Origin of the sequence: Nostoc sp. (assembly GCF_036917775.1) — a bacterium.
Taxonomy (GTDB): Bacteria; Cyanobacteriota; Cyanobacteriia; order Cyanobacteriales; family Nostocaceae; genus Nostoc.
The window spans coordinates 19,016-39,197 of sequence record NZ_JBALEQ010000023.1 but is presented as its reverse complement, the minus strand read 5'-3'; the positions used below and the strand labels follow the sequence as shown (position 1 = coordinate 39,197).

The following is a 20,182-nucleotide window of genomic DNA, read 5'->3' as shown; positions in this document are numbered from 1 at the left end:
CACTATATCCACTCTCGTAATTTTTTATGTACCTCCGCCAAGTACCACATATAATCATCAATTTTGTAATTATCAGCAGCTTTAACTATATATTCCTGAGCTAAACCAATATTATTCTCGACTTCGTAATATAATCCCAAGTAAAGATGACTGTAAAAATTTCCCTTTATCCCTTCTGATTGACCAACAGTTAAAACATCATCTGGTGTACAATTTCCCGCATAAAAATCATATATGCGCTGCATAATGCGTCGAGGGTCATTTTTCACAGTTAGTAAAGATTTACGTGCCTCTTCAACACCTAATGAACGAGCTATGCAGAGATATCGCCATACTGTTTCTTCTACATCTTGAGCATTCACAGTCAAATCTATTTCAAATTGTTCAGCGCCCTCAGCAAATCTTTCTGCATAATAGTACGATAATCCACGTTGCCAAAGGTACGGTTTAATACTGGCATCTAATTGCTCTGCTATGTCGAAATCTTGAATAGATTCATCAATTTTTGCCAGTTGAAAGTTAACCATACCCCGACGAATATAAGCGTTAGGATTTTCTGGCTGATTACGAATGATTTCGTTCCAGCGCTGGAGTTGATTTTCCAGAGAATTTGAAAAAAGCATGAGTTGCCAAGCCTATATAGAGAATTAACTAACATATTTTCAGCTTTGAGGAGAGTATGTCAATCTTCCAAATATTATGCGTTGCTGATTTTCTGAAGCGTTAACTTAAAAAAACTGTTTAATGTCATAATTTTGATGCCACATATTAATTTTTTCATGACCAGCATTATCGAATTTCCCTGGCAGCAAGAGGCAATTATTCACCATAGTCAATGCCTAATAAAGAGTTTTCATCATTGGACGGGAAATTTTTTGTTGGATGTAAATGGTGTACCCCAGGAAATAGCACAACTATTATTTGAAGCACCTTTTGTATTAGTTTCTCACGGCACTGAGTCAGACCCAATTTTCAACTATGGGAATCGCAAAGCATTGGAATTATGGGAGCTTTCTTGGGAAGAATTTACCAGACTGCCTTCCCGAAAATCAGCTGAAGAGGTAGTACAGGAAGAACGCGATCGCTTATTATCAGAAGCAGCAACTAAAGGCTTCATCAAGAATTACTCCGGTATCCGTACTTCTAGGACTGGTAAACGTTTCTACATAGAAGATACTATCCTATGGAACGTTTTAGATGAACACAATCAGCAGTGTGGTCAAGCTGCTTTCTTTTCTAACTGGAAATTTATCGTATGAACTGCTTCAGGGTAACTCCTACAATAAATCTCAACTATCAAAGCGAGATCCATCCACGAGGTAGAAGAAACTACTTACAAGATTCAGTATTGTAGGGTTTGTATCTTAAAATCAGGAAAAAACGCCCGTGGTTCCCATTAGAGATAATAATCCGACAACAATCACGCCCTATGTTACTTATGGGCTGATTGCTGCCAACGTCCTCGCTTTTCTTTATGAAGCAAGTCTTCCCCCACAAGCATTAAATGGATTTTTACACCTTGCGGCTGTAGTTCCACGAGAACTCACCCTCAGCTTTGGTGGTATCTCTGTACATCAACCAGTACCAGAATGGGCAACTTTGATTACCTCGCAATTCTTGCATGGTGGTTTCTTGCACTTAGCAGGTAATATGCTGTTTCTTTGGATTTTTGGTAACAACGTTGAAGATAAGTTAGGTCATGCCAAATATTTACTGTTTTATTTATCTTGCGGTGTTTTGGCAGCATTAACACAGTGGTTCTTCGCTCAAGATTCTAGCATTCCATCTTTGGGTGCGAGTGGTGCGATCGCAGGCATTCTCGGAGCATACATTCTCCGCTTTCCCAATGCTGAAGTTCTCGGCATAGTGCCATTAGGAATTTTCTTCCCAACTTTCCGTGTCCCGGCATATTTCTTTTTGGGATTTTGGTTTCTTGAACAAGCTTTCTACGGGCTTGCTAGTCTCGAAACACGTACTAACATCGGTATGGAAAGCGGCGGTATTGCCTACTGGGCCCATGCCGGTGGGTTTATCTTTGGGGCAATTCTCGGCCCTCTGTTGGGTTTGTTTAACGATAAATCACAGGAAGAATCTTGGTATAAGTAATTTGTTATTGGAACTATCAATCAGACTGATTGATTTAATTAGGCGACATTTCTTAAGCTTCGCAACTGCTTGCCTTACAAGCTATATTGCAATTAGCAAATATATTTAGGAAAAACATCTGTGTTTCCCCTCTACGACGAAAATCCGACGCGAATCACCCCGTATTTCACCTACGGGTTAATTGGCATAAATATTGTAGTTTTTCTTCACGAGGTGAGCCTGTCAAATGCACAATTGAGTCAGTTTTTAAATCAGTATGCGGTAGTACCTCAAGAGTTAACCACCAATTTGAATGGAGAGTGGATAACATTATTTACGTCGCAATTTTTACACGGTGGTTGGTGGCACTTAATTTCAAATATGTTGTTCCTCTGGGTTTTTGGCAACAATATTGAAGATCGATTAGGTCATGCCAAATATCTAATTTTTTATTTGGCGTGTGGTGCTTTAGCTGCCTTATGCCAATGGTTTATTGGTATGAATTCTGAGATTCCTTCCTTGGGGGCAAGTGGTGCAATTTCTGGGGTTTTGGGTGCGTACATCATCCGCTTTCCCCACGCTAAAGTCATGACCTTAGTTTTTTTGGGGATTTTCATCACCACAATCAGAATTCCAGCACTAGTGATAATTGGACTTTTCTTTGTGCAGAATGTTATATCTGGTCTTGCTACCTTACAAACAGCCGCTCACATGACTGTACAAACCGGTGGAGTTGCTTACTGGGCGCATATCGGGGGTTTTGTTTTTGGGGTAATTCTTGCTCCCGTGTTTGGGTTGTTTAGGCAGGACTAAATACAGCATTTTCTGTCTAAATTCATAGCTATAAACCTCTGCGTTAACCTTTGCTTACTTATCCAGTAAGAATGCCAAGCGCCCATACAACATTGAAATTTCCCGATTGGGATATTAGTTTTTGCTAGCAGCTGCTGAAACTTCTTCTGATTCTTCTACCTCAGATGTAAATGTTGATGATTGTGCAACTTCTTCAGGTACAGAAACAATGATATCAGCACCATTAATAATTGCTCCTAACAACCCCAGTTCAGCTTCTACCAATTGATCAACAGCTTCACCTAACATATTCTCTTGTGTGTAGTGTGGCCGTGTCACTAATACGATCCCATCACTGTAAGGTTGGATTAAAAGAGGATCGTTGGAGATGCTGAGTGGGCTAGTGTCTAAAATAACTAGATCAAAGCGTTCGCGGACATCCTCTATCAGCCGCCGCATTTCGCTAGATTCCAGAATAGCAGCAGATTGGCGTACAGGGCCAGGACTTGGAAGAATGTATAAATTTTCTACATCAGGAACTAAACGGATACATTCACTTAAGTTAGCGTAATAACGAAGGGGTTCAATTGTGGCATCGGGATCAGGAATTACTTTCAGGGATGTTGAACGCGAAGGCGATCGCAAATCTGTTTCGATAATCAAGGTTCTTTTACCAGCACGGGCAGAAGCTATACCCAAGTTATAAGCACTTGCCGTCTTACCCTCTAAGCTACTGGTGCTAGTAATCAACACCACTTTTAAGTTTCTACCACCTATCCGGCGCAGATTACTGCGGAATTTCTCATAAAATTCTAAATAAGGAGAATCAGCAGAAATGACCACTGGTACTGCTTCTTTATCCAAATCATCCACTGGCATTAAAGGCAATTCTCCCAACACTGCCACTTCCCGTTGCTTGAGGCTCTCACGAATATCCTCTCTGGTTTTGAAAGTCCCTTCCAGCGCTCCCAACAAAAATATCACCCCACCACCAATCACCACACCTAAGAAACCGCCCACAGCAAGGGTAATAGGTACACTCTTCGGAGGTTTGATGTCGGCAGCAGCCGTAGGCCGCCTGGCAATACTGAGGCTGCTAGTAGTTTCTGCCTCTGCGGTTTTAGCATCGGTTAGCTTCACCTGCATTTGGTCGTAGATGGATTTTTTGAGGGCAACCTCCTGTTCTAAACGCGATCGCTCTAATTGCTTATTGGGTATCAGAGAATACTCTTGCCGTAGTCGTGCTTCTTGTTGGATCTCTTGAACTAATTGTTGTTGCAGCGTCTCCCGTTGGGTTTGCAAAGACACCATTTGGTTTGCCAATTGCTGGCGGGCTGGATCTAAGCTGCTTTGGGTGCGAATCCCGGCAACGCTACCCTGAAGCGGAGCCGCCGTCCCATCTCCACCTAATACCTCAGATGCACGTTGTTGCAGTAATTCTTCAGCAGCTTGTTTCTGACGCATTAGCTGAACCATCGTTGGGTGTTCTGGTCGCAAATCCTTTTTGAGTACGGCGATTTGCGACTCACTTTGATAAATTTGCGCTCGTAAGTTACCAATAATTGGATCGGCACTCAAAGCCGAAGAAACATAAGCCTGTCCGACTGTTAAGCCTAACTTATTTTGTAAACTGCGAATTTGACCATCAACCCCAGAAATAGTCAATTGCATCTGCCGTTGCAGATTTTGGCTAGCAGTAACAGCGCTTAACAAGCTGCCATTCTCGGCGGCTAATATTGCTGTTCGTTCGATGCGATCGTACTGTTCTAACTTCTTTTCAGCAACCTGCAACTCTCGTTTAGCTTGTGGTACGCGATCGTTAATCTTTTCAATAATTGCTTGTAATCGCCCAGTATTGATATCACTGCTCAACTTGATCATTGCTTGCATCAATTCCGCCAAGACCTGTATACCTCGTTTGGGATCGGTATCTACATATTTCAATTCCAAAATACTAGATTCCAATTCTCCAGTCCTGGCGTTTTTTTTAGGAACAGAAAGCACAACACTGTTACCCAGCTTTGTCGGTTTGACACCAACTTTTTCTGCCACTGCTGCAATTATCTGGTTGGAGAGTAAAACTTCCTGATTCAGTTCTTTTCCTTGTTGTTGGATTTCAGTACCAGTTGCAGAAAAAGAAACTGGTGGGCCACTATAGGTAAGTGCGGCAGATGCTATGTAGCTAGTAGGTGGCTCTGGTTGCATAGCTACCACAGTTGACCCTACTATAACTAGACCAAAACTAGCTAGTCCAATCCACTTGTACTTATCAAAAGCAATAAGATAGCGCTTAACAATTGGTGGGGTCATGGTCGCTTCGCTCCAATTCAAAATTCAAAATTTAGGAAGCACCAAACTAAAGATAGTGGTTTTGATAAAAGAACGCTATCAACTTCATACTATATATTGGTTGATATGTTTAATATTTTTACATTCACGAATTCAAAGACCAGTTGGAGATGTGGCTTCCTACACTCCCAACTATTTCCAGATTGTATCCTTCTTTTAGAGTTACTAATTTGACCCGCCACCGAAGTTGTCAAAAAACCGGAGAAAGGATTGAACGTTGAAGAAAGGTTGGGTAATGGTAGTTAGGAAATTAGTAATTCTACCTATGAGGTTACGACCAACAACAATAACATCATTATCTTGAAGCGCCACATTTTGAGACGCATCGCCTCCTAGAGCTTTTTTAGCATCAAGTTTCTGGGTAACAGCTTTACCTTGTTCAGGATCAAAGCGAACCAGAGCGATATCTCGGAGATTAGCAGTATCAAGATTTACTCCTCCCAAAGCATCTACAAACGTACTGCCATTAGGCAGTGCTTGAATAGAGAGACCTCCCGCAGCGTAGTTTAAAACCCGGACTCTAATCTGTGGTGTGGCTAAGGATGAACGTGCTACCAAATTGCGGTCATAACCATCATCATTACCAACTTCACGACGGGGGACGAGTATCGCATCTCCGTCTTGTAAGCGTAAATTAGGGATTGAACCGCCATTTTGCAGTGCTGCATATAAGTCAATAGTTTGTGAAATCACAGAACCATCAATTAACTTGCGGCGTACTTGTATTTGTCGCAGGTCTGCATTTAACGTTGAACCCCCAGATATTAGCAACGCATCAGCAACGCGGGGTGTGGCTGAATTAATCGGATAAATTCCTGGTCTGAATATTTCTCCACTAACGGTAACTTGAACTGGTCGCGCCCCTGCCAAAGATACTACTATGATTGGATCTGGGAAAAAGCGACTTAAACCCAAGCGAATTTTTTCTTGAGCTTCTTCTAAAGTTAAACCTTGTAATGACACCGTTCCTACTTGCGGTACTACGATGGTGCCTTCGGGACTAATTACAGCTTGAAAACTTAAGTCTTGACGCTGCGCTGCTAAGGCTAAAACTATTACTGGATCGACAACATAACGATTTAAACCCAAGCGAATTTTTTCTTGAGCTTCTTCTAAAGTTAAACCTTGTAAAGAGACTGTTCCTAGTAGGGGTACTACAATGTTACCTTCTGGGTTGATTGAAGCTTGAAAACTCAAATCTGGAAAGCGCTGAACCGAAACGCTAATTCCATCTCCTATGCCTAAGCGGTATGGGCCTGGAGGACGCTGAAGCACAACGCCGACTGCATCTCCTGGCCCCAAGAGATAGCGACTGAGTTGGCTGGAAGTTTCGTCATTTGGACCTGTAGGTATAACCTCAGTCTCAGTACCTGGCACAGGCGAGGGAGGTTGCCTTGGTGATTGTCCTTGAGATGGAAAAGGCTGGGCAACGACAAGTTGGATAGGTGTTGTTAAAAAAACTCCTACTTGAAGACTAACAAAACAAAAGGCGCTGAATGCACGCATATAAGAAGTGGGATCTATGAACATCGGTGCAGAAAAAATGATATGAAAATTATTCGCGCCGAGTCGTTATTTTACTCTATAAATGTCCCCAATGTCTCTGGAGTCTGCAAGTATTTACCAAGAAAAAGAGAAGAACTTTACTAAATTTAAATACTAACTTCATATTATTAACATCTTGTGGCTAACTTTTAGGCTGAATGCAATTTATAAAGATAAGTAGGTTGGCGCAATTAAAGCTAACTAGCAAGGGCTGTCATTTGTCCTTTGTCATTGGTTATTAGTAAGGACTTTAAGACTATTTACGTTTCATAACATAATTTAGTTTATTTCTACCAACTTACTTACTTCTGATGAATCTCTGCACAAAGGCATTCATCAGAGACTTTATAAAGGGCCTGCCATCAATGTACTTTGCACTGTTTCCCCTATAGACTTGGCTAAAGACCAAGATGTTTCTACCTGCCCTAAAGGTTCCATCGGGATCAGAATGCTCACGCTTACCCAGGGAATACGTTGCTTGCGCCACTGGGCCACTTGATCTGCCAAGAACCAATGGAAAGGTGATGGATTTCCGCCGTCTGGCATGGCGTACCATTGCAAGACAGCGAAGGTTTGCTGTGGTGTGGCGGCACGAAAGAACCTAGCTTCTACTTTAGTTTCAACAACATTAGAAGCCAACTTTTCAGACTGTTTCACAGTAAATTCGGCAGAACGAGATTGCGCTATATCCCACTTTCCCCAGCGCGATCTTCCCCAGCCGTTAACATCTGTCCACTCTACCTCTGGTTGATCCATAGGCCCATTTTGCGGTAACAAAAGCAGGATTGCCTGAGACTGGGAACCTTCTTTTTTAATTACCTGTAAAGACCATTTATGTTCGCCGATTTGCTGTTCTGATTGTTCAATAGTTTGCCAACCAGGAAGGGCTAACCCAGTGTTGCGGATCTGTTTTAACTCCTGGAGGTTGGTAACAGGTAGCGGCTGTTTCCATTGCCAATGTCCTGTTAGATATCCGGGAATCCCTCCTATTGCTAGCAGTAGTAGCAATAACAAAAGTGCTGCTACCTGACTAAATTGGTTTTCTTTGAAAAACTTGGAGAATGAAATCATCAGTAAAATTTGTGATACTTAGGCAAAATTTTACTTTATAAAATCACACCGTGAGTTCAGTAATATTTATGAGTAGATTAAGAGGGAGCAGGGGAGGCAGAAGGAGTGTGGGAGGTGTGGGAGGATGGGGAAGAAATCTGACCCCGCACACTCCCCACACTCCTCTGCCTACAGTATCGTGAGAAATCCGGGTTAATAACCTATGTCCAATACCCAATGCCCAATAGTTCTAACTTTCTGTTTCTTGCTCAGTTTCTAGAGATGCTGAAAAATAGTTGTTAATCCAATTTAGTAGGGGCACTAATGACACCAGCATACAAGCAGAGTATAAGTCACCACCCCAACCTTCATGTAGCCATTTAAAAGCTGCTTCTTGACCTGTGCCGTGAAAGAAAGTCAGTAAAGTGTTACGAATGATATTGGCAGTAGTACTAACGATCGCAGCAAGAGATAAAAACGATATGGTTGTGCGCCGTGAAGATAAACCATCTGTCCAATAAAGCAGCATCAAGCCAACGTAGAGAGTCGTGAACAACATTTTCAACCCTGCACAATAGGGGGCAACTTCTACAATGCGTCCTCCCACGTAGAGATTAATTTCATTTACTGTTACGTCCATACCAAATTGATTCAATATGAAACCTGCCGTACCAGCGATGAAGCTTTGCAGAGGAAAGGTATAGGGGGCAATGAGATAGGGTGCTGCTGTCGGCGTGGCTAAAAATACCAGTAACAGAGGGAATCCTTGCGATCGCAAACCTGCTATGCCTTTAAACCACAAACATAATCCTGCCAAGATAACGGGCAAGGAAAGGTTAACCCACTCTGTAACACCACTAAGATAAAATACTGCCCCCAGTAACAATAAAACAGCGCTCAATGGATGTGTGGTATCTGGTAAACGTGTCCACTTTTTCCGGTTCATCCAACCTAGATAAGCCGCAAATGGTAAACCAATAATCCCGTGGCTGAAATATTCGTGTTCTGTACTGATATTTTTGTTCAGCCAACCATCCAACCAGTGTAGCAATATAGGCGCGTAAAGCAGCAGTAAAACGCCTATAATCGCTAGATTCAATAAGTCTGAGGCGTTTCCTTTTTTAATCTGTTGCTGGAGTGCCATAATTTTTATTGGTCATTGGGCATCAGGCATCGGGCATTGGGCATTCGTTATTTGCAAATGACAAATGACCAATGACAAATGACAAATATCTTATAGTATGAATTAACTTTAGGCTACCACGCTGTCAAGGTCAGCATTGGAGGTTTTATCTACCTTAGAAGTTGTTGAGACTGCATGAGCGATCGCAGCTACAACTTCTTTAACTTGGCTACTGCTCAAACCAGGATACATCGGTAATGATAATATTTGCTGTGATAGTTTTTCTGCTTGGGGAAAATCTCCCGGCTGATAGCCTAAATTGCTGAATGCTGGCTGGAGATGACAAGGAATTGGGTAGTGAATGCCAGTTTGAATTCCCACGTCCGTGAGTTTTTCTTGGAGTTGCTGGCGTTCTATTGGGCAAGAATCATCAACTTTAATGACATAAAGATGATAAACGTGTCCTGTATCACTTTGGTTTTCCATAGGAATAATGCCAGTAGTTGCCAAAGGTGCTAGTTCAAGATCATACTGCTGGGCAATAGTCAAGCGATCGCGATTCCACTGTGGCAAATATGGTAATTTTTGGTGCAAAATAGCTGCTTGTAAAGTATCCAAGCGGCTATTCGTACCGGGTTCAGTATGAAAATACTTTTGCGATGCACCATAATTTCGCAAACGCCCCATCTTCTGGGCGACATCTGAATCTCGTGTCAGCAGCATTCCCCCATCCCCAAATGCTCCCAAATTTTTGCTGGGATAAAAACTAAAAGCTGCTGCTATGCCTACTGAACCAGCGTGATATCCGTCTCTTTGGGCAAGGTGCGCTTGGGCGGCATCTTCAAAAATTAGTAGTTTGTAGGTATCAGCAAATTTGATGAGTTCACGTGGCGATACCATTTGTCCATAGAGATGTACAGGAATAATTGCTTTAGTCTGAGGCGTAATTGCCTTTGCTGCGGCCTCTAAATCAATTAAAGCTGTTTGGCGATCGCAATCTACCAGAATTGGCTTCGCGCCAGCGTGGATAACCCCAATCAAGGTTGCGATAAAAGTGTTGGCTGGTAAAATTACCTCATCGCCAGCACCAATATTACAAGCTTGCAATCCGAGAGCGATCGCATCTGTTCCTGATGCAACACCAACACCATAAGCTGCCCCCGATACTGCCGCAAATGCTGCTTCAAAATCTGAGAGTGCTTGCCCTAAAATAAAATCTCCCTGTTCCAATACAGATTGGATTGCATATTGCAATTGCATTTGAATTGGTTCGTGTTGCAACTTCAGGTCTACAAAAGGAACTCTAACAGCCATTTTATTCATTAGTAGTTGTCCTCAAAAAAGATTTCCTCAAATGGAAAAAATAAAAAAGCCTAAACAATTTTCAGTGTGAAATTGTAATAGGTTCAATCTATTCGATCGAGACTTATATAAACTATCTAGGATTGTCAGCCATGAGTGCTAGCTGTTATAAGTAATAACTGCTATAAAAGTTACCCCATTATATTTTTTTAAGTTAATTTACTTAGAATTTTTAGTAATAATTTTTCCTTCTGTACATAAAGAATGACAGCTCCTTGGTATTGTATCCTTAGGGTTAGCTTACCCTGGCTGAATCCAAATCTAACGCAATCTGACTGTAAAATCCTAAGCAATAAAGACTACACCAGTACTAAATAAAGAATATCTAGCACCAGTAATTAGCAACTTGTGCATACCGCATTGCCGAGTTAATGGAAGGGAGAAAAAAATTTTGCCCTAAATTTGTTTGTCAGAGGCAAAATTAGGGAATGCTTAAAAATAGCAATTGATAACCTAGAAATAGGACTTGGATCAATTACACGATAGAGAAATTATTAAGGTAGCAGTGGCAATGGTAGAGCCTGAAAACAAATTATTTGCCCTAAAGGATGGTTGGGATTCTCATGAATCAAGAGAACAGCAACGCCTCAAAGCTTTGTCCGATTTAGGTTTGCGGCAACCCGAAACGATTCCGGTTTTTGAAGAAGCCACACAGACTGCTGCCCACTTTTTGGAAGCACCAATTTCCATATTGGGATTTGTGGATCAAGAACGTCACTGGTTCAAGTCAGCAGTGGGCTTATCTAGGCTGGGGCTAATGAATAATTTGGCACAAAGCCGCCAACTGTCACGCAGGGAATCGTTCTGCACTCAGGTTGTCGAGAGTCTTCAAATATTTGTAATTAATGATACACATAAACTTACAGACCCAGTACTTGTTAGCAGCAAGCTGGTGCAGGATTATGGTATTCGTGCTTACTTAGGAGCGCCACTCATTGATGCTGAGGGACATTGTTTGGGTGCGTTGGCAGTGATGGATTTAGTGCCGCGCAATTTTACAACCCGAGATATTGAGTTTTTACAAATCATTGCTCGTTGGAGCATGAGTGAATTTGAGCGTAACCGACTTTTGCAAGGCAAACTCGAATCAACCACTCTCAAGACTGCTCCTATATTTTCACTTAATGACGAACGTAACACTGAAATTAAAATCACCGCACCCACTCAAGATAGCGATTCTGTTTCTACCAAGCAACTGAAACTGGAACTTTTGGGTCAGTTAACTCAGGAGTTACGCACGCCTTTAACATCTGTACTTGGTATGGCTAGTGTTTTAGGACGTGAAATTTATGGGCCTTTGACGACTAAGCAAAGAGAATATTTAGAAATTATCCAACATAGTGGTCGGTATTTACTTTCCCTAGTAAACGAAATTACCGAACTAGGAGCTATGGATGACAACTCAACTGTACTGAATTTAGCTCCTGTGGATATTGAAATGCTATGCCAACAAGCCATCAATACCCTTGAAGAAGTGGCTAATCGCCGTGAGCAAGACATTCGCCTCTCTATAGAACCGGGACGTAATCGCATTTGGCCTTTAGATAAAGACAAGGTGCGGCAAATGTTATATCACCTGGTTTTCAGTGTGATTCAACTTTCGGCTACAGGTAGCATTGTTCGCATCCATGTTTCTTACAAGGAAGATACGCTCAACATTACTATTTGGGTTTCTCATCCCTGGTTAGGGGACGGCATTACTGAGGTTGACCCCTACTTCCGTCTCAATTCTTTGTCGCTGCTAGAGTTAACCGGTGAGGTAGCAACTTACAATACTCATACAGAAGGACAACAGCAACTAGAGACTTCATCAGTAGCAGTGGAAAATTCCACAAGCCTGAGTGATTCTCACTCCAATTTTCTTGCTGCGAGTTCCGGTCTAAATTTAGCTAAATTACATGGAAGCCTTTCTCGTGAAAGCTTGGGTCTATTGCTAAGTTGTCAACTGGCAGAGTTGCACTCTGGACAAATTTTGATTCAAGGTTCACCAGAATCAGGATATCGTTATGTGCTTTCTTTGCCACTACAACTGGCAACTCCCTCACAAGCAATTAGTGATGTCTAATCACAGCCGGTAGAGAACAGATTACAGGTGATAGGGAATAGGGAAAAACAAATTCATCCTTTGTTATGTAGTAAGTATATGAATTAAAAGCGTCATTACTAATTTACAAACTACGTTATTACCTTTTTATAGCCATAGGCATTATGATCAAATCCAAGTTCTGCGTCGGCAGGCTAATTGATCGCAATGTTTTTTATGAATTTAGTCTGGCAACTATTTACTTTATCATCTTTACCGCTCAAAGAATATCTTGCTACCAGTTACGTACACCGTTCTCTGGTAGGACTGTTAAGGTCTTGGCGGCAAACCAGCGTCTTGATTCAGTGGGGAGATGCGATCGCAGCTGTATTACTCAGCTCAATATATGCCCTTGCACCTTTTGCTTCGAGTACTTTGGTAGGTTTTTTGCTAGTGGCTTGTGTGGGATTTTGGCTGTTGTTGACTTTATCTGATGAAGTCACACCAGCAAATGTCTCATCAGTCACTCCCATTCATCTACTGGTATTGCTCTACTGGGGAATTGCTGTAATCGCAACAGCATTATCACCTGTGAAAAAAGCGGCACTTAATGACTTGGGAACGTTGACCTTGTATTTGCTACTATTTGCCCTTTGTGCCAGGGTATTAAGGTCGCCTCGCCTCCGGTCTTGGATTCTCACCCTTTATCTGCACATATCCTTAATTGTCAGTGTCTATGGATTGCGGCAATGGTTTTTTGGAGCCACAGCACTGGCAACTTGGGTTGATCCGGAATCTCCTCTGTCTAAGACTACAAGGGTCTACAGTTATTTAGGAAATCCCAACTTATTGGCTGGATACCTCTTACCAGCAGTAATTTTTAGCTTGGTGGCAATTTTTGCATGGCAAAGCTGGCCTAAAAAGGCTCTAGCATTAACAATGTTGATTGTCAATACTGCCTGCCTGATCCTGACTTTTAGTCGTGGCGGTTGGATTGGACTAGTAGTGGCAGTTTTGGCTGTGATGGCATTGCTAGTTTTTTGGAAGAGTGTGGAAATGCCTCCTTTTTGGCGTACTTGGTCGCTGCCTATTGTCTTAGGAGGTTTAATCGGGATATTACTCTTAGCAGTGATATTTGTAGAGCCAGTTCGCCTGCGGGTTTTCAGTATTTTTGCTGACCGTCAAGATAGCAGTAATAATTTTCGTCGAAATGTGTGGGATGCTGTCTTTGAGATGATTCGCGATCGCCCAATTTTTGGCATTGGCCCCGGTCACAACTCTTTTAATAAAGTTTATCCGCTCTACCAACATCCTCGATACACTGCTTTAAGTGCTTATTCGATTTTGTTTGAAGTGACTGTAGAAACTGGGTTTGTTGGTTTAGCCTGCTTTCTCTGGCTAATAATCGTTACATTTAATACGGCGCTTTTGCAAGTACGACGATTGCGACGATTGAGAAGTGTAGAGGGATTTTGGTTAATTGGAGCGATCGCTATTTTGTTGGGTATGCTAGCTCACGGTACTGTAGATACTGTCTGGTATCGTCCTGAAGTCAATACCCTCTGGTGGCTCATAGTTGCTTTAATTGCCAGCTACTGGACACCTTTAACTCAAAACCAGACTAATTTATCTAACCCAGAACCAACAGTAAACTAACATAAACAAATTGTCAGTTGTTTTTCTACTGAACAACTGACAAATGAATCAATTTTGAATTGTCTAATCCCTGTAAGTAGTGGCACCTGGGGCATTAGGGTCGCGATAAGCAGTCGCTTCGTGATCACGCTTTTTACCAGCCAAACCAGCTAGACCGAATAAACCAAGTAATCCTAGCCAACCCCAATCAAAATCGTTGCGATCGGAAGTGGTCGTTCTGGGAGCAGTATTGGCTCCGGGATCAGTTGTCGTTGTCGTCTGAGCTTGTGCGGATAGAGTTAAGGGTAAAATTCCCAGACTCAAGGTGAGAACGCCTGCGCCAACAGCTGTAATGAAATTACTTTTCATAAGTTGTGACAATTCCTTATGCCATCCGAAGTTACTCACCACTGTATCGATTCCCAAACTTAATAAAATCAATCTGCGGCTATAAACTAGGGCTTTTTATAAGTCACGCTATGGACATACAACATGGTTTTCAGAGCAATCTGTTTCTCACTCTAGTGTGGTAGTTTGAACCACAATTATCCTTAATAGCTTTTCATTGCACGTTGAATGTCACGCTGATCTTGCCGTCGTTTCAGGTCTTCTCGCTTATCGTGGAGCTTTTTACCTTTGCCAAGAGCTATACTCACTTTTACCCAGCCCCGTTTGAGATACATTTTCAAAGGGATTAAAGTTAGACCTTGCTGTTCTACTTTACCAATTAGCTTGCGGAGTTCTTGACGATGCAACAGCAGCTTTCGTGTCCGACGTGGTTCATGATTAAAATATTGTCCACTGGCGTTGTAGGGCGAGATATGAATATTGATCAACCATGCTTCGCCATTGCGAAGCAAAGCATAGCCATCTTGGAGATTGACTTTACCCGCACGAATTGACTTAACCTCGGTTCCTGTCAACTCAATTCCGGCTTCGTAAGTTTCCAGAATTTCATACAAATAACGGGCTTGACGGTTGTCAGCAATAACTTTGTAACCTTCGTTCTTGTCGCTCATTGATAATTTTGTGCGTTTTAAATGTACCTAAAAAATTATTTGGATTGCCTTGCAAATTATAGGGTATTCATTATAACCGCTATAAATATTGAACTTCATATCACTAATTTAGCTTTTCTAAGTTCACAATTAAGAGTTTTCTGGTAATTTTAAGTTACCTGATATTGATTACATCTGAGGTTTATCCAGTACTTGGGGATTACACCTCAAGTTTTACCAAGCTTAATTTTGTCCAGTTTCACAAAGACTTGGTAAGTAAATCGGCGTAAATAATTAAAGGTTTGTAGTATAGCTTGTTGGGTATCTTGCTACAAGACGCTATTTATAGAGAGGGCTGAAGCCATCTCTACAAACTTATTTCACTCATAGCTGATTAACTTATATTTTGGTAAATTACTGATAAAGTTAATAATAATTTATACTATAATAAAAATATGCTCTGTCTTATTAATGAGTTGTTATAAATTAAAAAGCTCTCTATGCTTCCTGAGCTGAGGGAGTTATGAGGTGAGTTCCACCTAATTTACCTTCCAAAAGATTTAAGATTTTCTTTATAAATCAACCCTGAAGGCAGTCATTACCTGGTAATCCTGTCATAGTATGAAACATAAGAACACTATTCTTGCCAGTGTTCAACTATGAAGCGCGTAAAAGCAAATTTCTGAGTAAAAAAAATGCTAGGGGTGTATTGTCCATGCCCTTGACTATCCTTGTAGTGGATGATGATTTGGGCACTCGTCTGTCTGTTAGTGACTATCTTGAACTGTCTGGCTACTGTGTAATCACGGCTAATGACGGTCAAGAGGCTTTGTTCATGGTGGATGAGTATAATCCTGATTTGATTGTCACGGATATCATCATGCCACAGATGAATGGCTACGAACTGGTGCGTAGGGTGCGTCAACAACCAATGTTTCGCTTATTACCTGTAATTTTATTAACAGCCCGGACTAAGACCCAGGAAAGAATTCTGGGCTATCAGTCAGGGTGCGATTTATACTTACCCAAACCATTTGAGTTGGAAGAGTTAGCAGCAGCAATCCGCAATCTTTTGGAGCGATCGCAAATTATTCAATCGGAGTATCGCTTTTCTCATAAAGAAAGTTTGGGCATTTCCGGCTTTACAAAACCGGGGGATGCCCATAATTCTCTATCTACTAAAATTCAGACATCCCACTTAGACTCATCGTTAACTCATAGAGAACAAGAAGTCTTAGAGTTATTGACTCATGGTTTGTCTAATGCCGATATGGGTCATCAGCTACACCTGAGTCCTCGCACAGTGGAAAAGTACGTTAGCAGTTTATTGAGAAAAACCTCAACCAGCAACCGAGCAGAATTAGTGCGTTTTGCTATGAAGCATGGTTTAGTCGAATAAAAAAGGCGAGGAGTTAGGAATTAAAACTCAGAACTCTTCACTTTTAACTTTTGTGAGCAGACCTTCACAAGCATCAATCAGTAAATCAATAACCTGATTAAATCCGTCTTGACCACCGTAGTAAGGATCTGGAACTTCCTTTAAGGTGTGTCGAGAGCAAAACTCACACATCAAACGCACTTTATGCTGATATTGCTCAGTGCGATCAAGAGCGAGGATATTATCATAATTTTCTTGATCCATCGCCAAAATTAAATCAAAGTCTTGAAAGTCTGACTTTTGAAACTGGCGTGCTTGACCACGTAGTTTAATTCCCAACTTTGTAGCAGCCGCAGCACTCATGCGTCTGTCAGGTGGGCTACCCACGTGATAACTAGATGTACCAGCTGAATCACAGATGATGGCATCGCTCAAGCCTGCCTGCTCAATTAGATGATTCATTATGTTTTCTGCCGATGGCGATCGGCAGATGTTACCTAAGCAGACAAATAGCAACTTGTAAGGCATAGATATTTTTTGTCCTCTGTCAATAGTCATTTGTCCTTTGTCTTTTGACTAATGACCCTTTGGGTGACCCTCCTGCGTCGCTAACACCAGTTGCTCATGGGGAAAACCCCCCTTGGTGCTAGCCCCTCCCTTTGGGAGAAGACCGCACTGGCTCACCAATGACTAATGACCAATGACTAAAATCCAGGTAACTCCAAGCCACTGGTTAATTCTTCCATGCGTTCCCGCATTGTTGCTGTGGACTTGTTGTAGGCTTCTTTCATTGCCACCGTCACGAGATCGGAAAGTACTTCTGCACCCTCTGCAAGAGCATCTGGAGAGATTTCTACCCGCTTGGGTTCTTGGTTCCCACTGACAATCACCTTCACCAGACCACCGCCAGATTCTCCTAGAATCTCCATTTGCTCCAATTCTTCTTGGAGTCGCTTTGCACCTTCTTGAACTTGCTGTGCTTTCTTAAAAGCATCGGCTAGTTCCTTCATTTTTCCTAAGCCAAAGCCAAATCCCTGTCCTTTTCCTGTCATAATTATTTGTACGCTTGTGCGTTGAATAACAAATCAAATTCAATTATAGATGCGGTAAGTAATTTGCCTCTTTTTTTACCAATAATTAATGCATCGGGGAATTGGGAATTGGGAATTGGGCATTGGTTATCAATTGTTCTTCTTTACAGTATCATCTTTACTATTCCCCATTCCCCATTCTTTATCCACAAGCACCTTGAAACTCTCCAAGCATTTTGACTTCTGGCTCTAAATTAATAGACCAACGTTCTTGCACCTGATGTTGGATGTGGCGAATGAGACAGAAGATGTCACTAGCTTTAGCTCCACCCCGGTTAACGATGAAATTAGCATGGAGTAGTGCTACTTGCGCTCCACCAATTTGGTAGCCTTTGAGTCCAGTTTGTTCGATTAACCAGCCAGCACTGTAAGGTTTGGGATTGCGGAACACACTCCCACAACTGGGGAAGTTGTATGGTTGGGTGCTTAAGCGATGCTTTTTGTGTTCTTTGGTGATTGCTACAACTTTTGCTGGGTCTGCACCTGGCGCGAGTTGTAAGGTGGCTTGGGTGACTATGCGATCGCCACCTTGCAATAATGAAGTCCGATAGCTATAACCTAACTGTTCCGGCGTTAGAGTTTCTAGCGTCCCATTGGGTGAAAGTACCTCGGCACTCACTAACATATCTGCGATACAGCTATTATGTGCCCCTGCATTCATCACCACAGCACCTCCGGCTGTTCCAGGGATACCAACAGCCCACTCCAATCCTTGCCATCCTAATTCTGCTGCGGCCCATGCCAAACTGGGAATTGATTCTCCGGCAGCAACGGTTAATTGACCAGTTTGGGGGTCAAAGTTGCTGAAGCGGAGGTGACGAGTCGCAATGACTAAGCCTGATATACCGCCATCGCTCACCAGGAGGTTAGAACCGGCTCCCAGTGTTGTCACCTTTAAATCACGTTCTTTTGCGTATTTAAGACTGGCTTGCAGTGCTTCTAAGTTTCGGGGGGCAACATACAAATCAGCTGCTCCTCCAACCCTATAGGAAGTAAAAGCTGACAAGCAAGCCTGGGGCTTGATTGCACAATCAGTATTTGGTAAGTAAATTACTTCACTATCCACCGAATTAGTTGTTTGATGTTTCTTTGTATTCAAAGCAGAAACTGTGCAGACGTTTCCAGCTGCCTGGGAAATGGTCATTTTTACTTTATATTGGTAAAATTTTTACATTAATTTACCGCAAAGATACGGTAATAGAGTTCATAGATGGAACCGTTGCTAGACGGGCGCTTTGCTCAGAAACGAAACTTTGCAAAGTCTCCACTTAAGATGTGGCTTTAGCAGGTTCGCAAAGTGCAGTAATTACTTCAGGAATCACCTGATTCAAGTTCCCAGCTCCTAAAAACAGCGCCAAGTCTCCTGGGCGTAATGTTTTTAACAAGTACTCACGCACTGAGGGTAAAGTTGGTTGATAAACGACAAGAGAATGCTGTTTAGCAATTTCCGCTGCTAGCTGTTCACCAGTAATTTGCCCTAAGTTGGGTTCGCCTGCACTGTAAATATCAGTCAGCACAACCAAATCAGCATGGGTGAAGGACTCGGCAAATTCTTCTAAAAAGGTCAGTGTTCGGCTATAGCGATGGGGTTGGAAGATAGCAACCACTCTTTGTCCTGGTCTTGCCTGTAAACGTGCGGCGGCGAGAGTAACGCGAATCTCGCTAGGATGATGAGCATAGTCATCAATGAAGGTAATACCATCAACTTCACCCCGCAGCTCAAAGCGTCGTCTTGCTCCTTCAAAGGTTGCAATACCTTTGGCGATCGCTCCAAATTCTAAGCCCAAGACGCGACCAACAGCTACTGCTGCGAGAGCATTGCTAAGATTGTGCCGACTGAGCAACCGCAACTTCAACACGCCCAAGGCTTTGCCTCTTTCCCAAACTAGAGCCGTGGTACCATCAGCACGATAATCAATATTAGTAACGGTGTAGTCAGCGTCGGTATCTGAGTGTAAGCTGTAGCTGATTGTGGGTTGTAAGCGATCGCGCACTGTCGCACAGTCAATACTACCTATTAAAGTTTTACAACCCTTAGCAAATGTCTGGAAGATGTCAATTACTTCTTCTAATGTATCGTAATGGTCAGGATGATCGAGTTCAATATTGGTGATGATGCCAATTTCTGGAGCGTGTTTTACCAAAGAACCATCAGATTCGTCTGCTTCGGCTACCAAATATTGGCTTTGTCCCAATCGAGCATTACCAGACCAGGCATTGACTTCACCACCTACTAAAATCGTTGGGTCTAGACCTGCTTCTAGAAGCATATAACCAATCATGCTACTGGTTGTAGTTTTGCCGTGTGTTCCTGCTACTGCAATACTGTAGTAATCGGAAATTAAAGCAGCTAGTACATCTGAACGATGCAAAATTGGACAACCTAATTCCAACGCTGCTTTGTATTCTAAATTATTAGTGTTAATTGCTGTTGAACAAATGACTTGAGGTAATTTTGACTTAGTGTCAGCAGGTAATTGTTCTTGTGAATTTAATACTTGAGGACGAAAGAATTCGAGATTACTTGCCTCTTGTCTACCAAAAATATGGGCACCGATAGATTCCAATTTGTGCGTCATGTGGTTTGGACGAAGATCCGAACCTGAGACTGGAAAATGACGCTTGGCGAGAACGTATGCCAGAGCAGACATACCTATGCCGCCGATGCCAATAAAATGAAATGGTCTACCACTAAAATCTACAGAATTAGTCATTTATTGCTCCTCTTACACCACACCACACCATAATCAC

At 42.2% G+C, this 20,182-nt stretch carries 18 protein-coding genes; 6 read left to right on the top strand and 12 right to left on the bottom strand.

Going from position 1 to position 20,182, the window contains the following annotated elements; genetic code table 11:
* Positions 1-2: 2 nt before the first annotated feature.
* Positions 3-623 (bottom strand): tetratricopeptide repeat protein, encoded by a 621-nt coding sequence (locus V7K69_RS03740; RefSeq protein ID WP_335031532.1) that lies wholly within the window; start codon positions 621-623, stop codon positions 3-5.
* Between the two features lie 156 nt (positions 624-779).
* Here V7K69_RS03740 and V7K69_RS03735 point away from each other — a divergent pair, with 156 nt between their 5' ends.
* From V7K69_RS03735 to V7K69_RS03725, 3 genes are all read left to right on the top strand, one after another.
* The gene (locus V7K69_RS03735; RefSeq protein ID WP_335031530.1) at positions 780-1,259 is read left to right on the top strand and encodes an MEKHLA domain-containing protein; all 480 of its coding nucleotides are present in this window, start codon (positions 780-782) and stop codon (positions 1,257-1,259) included.
* A 127-nt stretch (positions 1,260-1,386) separates the two neighbouring features.
* Complete coding sequence (locus tag V7K69_RS03730; RefSeq protein WP_335031528.1) at positions 1,387-2,106, top strand: rhomboid family intramembrane serine protease; 720 nt, start codon at positions 1,387-1,389, stop codon at positions 2,104-2,106.
* 120 nt (positions 2,107-2,226) lie between these two features.
* Positions 2,227-2,898 (top strand): rhomboid family intramembrane serine protease, encoded by a 672-nt coding sequence (locus tag V7K69_RS03725; RefSeq protein ID WP_335031526.1) that lies wholly within the window; start codon positions 2,227-2,229, stop codon positions 2,896-2,898.
* A 114-nt stretch (positions 2,899-3,012) separates the two neighbouring features.
* Here V7K69_RS03725 and V7K69_RS03720 read toward each other — a convergent pair whose 3' ends face one another.
* The 5 genes from V7K69_RS03720 to V7K69_RS03700 form a co-directional block, all read right to left on the bottom strand.
* Entirely contained in the window at positions 3,013-5,187 is a 2,175-nt protein-coding gene (locus V7K69_RS03720) for a GumC family protein (protein WP_335031524.1), read from the bottom strand.
* A 204-nt stretch (positions 5,188-5,391) separates the two neighbouring features.
* Positions 5,392-6,756, bottom strand: coding sequence for a polysaccharide biosynthesis/export family protein (locus V7K69_RS03715; RefSeq protein WP_335031522.1), 1,365 nt, complete (start codon positions 6,754-6,756; stop codon positions 5,392-5,394).
* 360 nt (positions 6,757-7,116) lie between these two features.
* Entirely contained in the window at positions 7,117-7,842 is a 726-nt protein-coding gene (locus tag V7K69_RS03710) for a cyanoexosortase B system-associated protein (protein WP_335031520.1), read from the bottom strand.
* Between the two features lie 229 nt (positions 7,843-8,071).
* Positions 8,072-8,965: a cyanoexosortase B gene (gene crtB, locus V7K69_RS03705; RefSeq protein ID WP_335031519.1), complete on the bottom strand. Its 894-nt coding sequence runs from the start codon at positions 8,963-8,965 to the stop codon at positions 8,072-8,074.
* Between the two features lie 108 nt (positions 8,966-9,073).
* Positions 9,074-10,258: a DegT/DnrJ/EryC1/StrS family aminotransferase gene (locus V7K69_RS03700; RefSeq protein WP_442936114.1), complete on the bottom strand. Its 1,185-nt coding sequence runs from the start codon at positions 10,256-10,258 to the stop codon at positions 9,074-9,076.
* Positions 10,259-10,817: 559 nt separating this feature from the next.
* Between V7K69_RS03700 and V7K69_RS03695 the strand changes: the two genes are divergently transcribed.
* Both V7K69_RS03695 and V7K69_RS03690 read left to right on the top strand, forming a co-directional pair.
* Positions 10,818-12,371: a GAF domain-containing sensor histidine kinase gene (locus V7K69_RS03695; protein WP_335031560.1), complete on the top strand. Its 1,554-nt coding sequence runs from the start codon at positions 10,818-10,820 to the stop codon at positions 12,369-12,371.
* A gap of 195 nt (positions 12,372-12,566) precedes the next feature.
* The gene (locus V7K69_RS03690; RefSeq protein WP_335031515.1) at positions 12,567-13,985 is read left to right on the top strand and encodes an IctB family putative bicarbonate transporter; all 1,419 of its coding nucleotides are present in this window, start codon (positions 12,567-12,569) and stop codon (positions 13,983-13,985) included.
* 63 nt (positions 13,986-14,048) lie between these two features.
* On the opposite strand, the gene V7K69_RS03685 is transcribed toward V7K69_RS03690, so the two are convergent.
* Positions 14,049-14,333, bottom strand: a complete 285-nt coding sequence (locus V7K69_RS03685) for a WGxxGxxG family protein (RefSeq protein ID WP_335031513.1) — start codon at positions 14,331-14,333, stop codon at positions 14,049-14,051.
* Positions 14,334-14,515: 182 nt separating this feature from the next.
* On the bottom strand, positions 14,516-14,983 hold the full coding sequence (gene smpB, locus V7K69_RS03680; protein WP_012407256.1) for an SsrA-binding protein SmpB: 468 nt from the start codon (positions 14,981-14,983) through the stop codon (positions 14,516-14,518).
* A gap of 694 nt (positions 14,984-15,677) precedes the next feature.
* Here smpB and V7K69_RS03675 point away from each other — a divergent pair.
* A complete protein-coding gene (locus tag V7K69_RS03675; RefSeq protein WP_335031511.1) occupies positions 15,678-16,361 on the top strand; it encodes a response regulator transcription factor in 684 nt (227 codons plus the stop codon).
* 27 nt (positions 16,362-16,388) lie between these two features.
* Here V7K69_RS03675 and V7K69_RS03670 read toward each other — a convergent pair whose 3' ends face one another.
* The 4 genes from V7K69_RS03670 to murC all read right to left on the bottom strand — a co-directional run bounded on the left by V7K69_RS03670 (position 16,389) and on the right by murC (position 20,145).
* The gene (locus V7K69_RS03670; protein WP_335031558.1) at positions 16,389-16,868 is read right to left on the bottom strand and encodes a low molecular weight protein-tyrosine-phosphatase; all 480 of its coding nucleotides are present in this window, start codon (positions 16,866-16,868) and stop codon (positions 16,389-16,391) included.
* Between the two features lie 176 nt (positions 16,869-17,044).
* Positions 17,045-17,392, bottom strand: coding sequence for a YbaB/EbfC family nucleoid-associated protein (locus V7K69_RS03665; protein WP_012407253.1), 348 nt, complete (start codon positions 17,390-17,392; stop codon positions 17,045-17,047).
* 181 nt (positions 17,393-17,573) lie between these two features.
* Positions 17,574-18,575 carry a UDP-N-acetylmuramate dehydrogenase gene (murB, locus tag V7K69_RS03660; protein WP_179071853.1) on the bottom strand — a complete coding sequence of 334 codons (1,002 nt, stop codon included), beginning with the start codon at positions 18,573-18,575 and terminating at the stop codon, positions 17,574-17,576.
* A gap of 124 nt (positions 18,576-18,699) precedes the next feature.
* Complete coding sequence (murC, locus tag V7K69_RS03655) at positions 18,700-20,145, bottom strand: UDP-N-acetylmuramate--L-alanine ligase (RefSeq protein ID WP_335031508.1); 1,446 nt, start codon at positions 20,143-20,145, stop codon at positions 18,700-18,702.
* Positions 20,146-20,182 lie beyond the last annotated feature (37 nt).

Excerpts from the sequence above, each read along its gene's own strand:
- V7K69_RS03685 (WP_335031513.1), bottom strand. The coding sequence starts at position 14,333 with ATGAAAAGTAATTTCATTACAGCTGTTGGCGCAGGCGTTCTCACCTTG.
- V7K69_RS03675 (WP_335031511.1), top strand. The coding sequence starts at position 15,678 with ATGCCCTTGACTATCCTTGTAGTGGATGATGATTTGGGCACTCGTCTG.
- murB (WP_179071853.1), bottom strand. The coding sequence starts at position 18,575 with ATGACCATTTCCCAGGCAGCTGGAAACGTCTGCACAGTTTCTGCTTTG.
- V7K69_RS03665 (WP_012407253.1), bottom strand. The coding sequence starts at position 17,392 with ATGACAGGAAAAGGACAGGGATTTGGCTTTGGCTTAGGAAAAATGAAG.
- V7K69_RS03690 (WP_335031515.1), top strand. The coding sequence starts at position 12,567 with ATGAATTTAGTCTGGCAACTATTTACTTTATCATCTTTACCGCTCAAA.
- V7K69_RS03735 (WP_335031530.1), top strand. The coding sequence starts at position 780 with ATGACCAGCATTATCGAATTTCCCTGGCAGCAAGAGGCAATTATTCAC.
- V7K69_RS03720 (WP_335031524.1), bottom strand. The coding sequence starts at position 5,187 with ATGACCCCACCAATTGTTAAGCGCTATCTTATTGCTTTTGATAAGTAC.
- V7K69_RS03695 (WP_335031560.1), top strand. The coding sequence starts at position 10,818 with ATGGTAGAGCCTGAAAACAAATTATTTGCCCTAAAGGATGGTTGGGAT.
- smpB (WP_012407256.1), bottom strand. The coding sequence starts at position 14,983 with ATGAGCGACAAGAACGAAGGTTACAAAGTTATTGCTGACAACCGTCAA.
- V7K69_RS03700 (WP_442936114.1), bottom strand. The coding sequence starts at position 10,258 with ATGGCTGTTAGAGTTCCTTTTGTAGACCTGAAGTTGCAACACGAACCA.
- V7K69_RS03670 (WP_335031558.1), bottom strand. The coding sequence starts at position 16,868 with ATGCCTTACAAGTTGCTATTTGTCTGCTTAGGTAACATCTGCCGATCG.
- V7K69_RS03740 (WP_335031532.1), bottom strand. The coding sequence starts at position 623 with ATGCTTTTTTCAAATTCTCTGGAAAATCAACTCCAGCGCTGGAACGAA.
- V7K69_RS03710 (WP_335031520.1), bottom strand. The coding sequence starts at position 7,842 with ATGATTTCATTCTCCAAGTTTTTCAAAGAAAACCAATTTAGTCAGGTA.
- crtB (WP_335031519.1), bottom strand. The coding sequence starts at position 8,965 with ATGGCACTCCAGCAACAGATTAAAAAAGGAAACGCCTCAGACTTATTG.
- V7K69_RS03715 (WP_335031522.1), bottom strand. The coding sequence starts at position 6,756 with ATGTTCATAGATCCCACTTCTTATATGCGTGCATTCAGCGCCTTTTGT.
- murC (WP_335031508.1), bottom strand. The coding sequence starts at position 20,145 with ATGACTAATTCTGTAGATTTTAGTGGTAGACCATTTCATTTTATTGGC.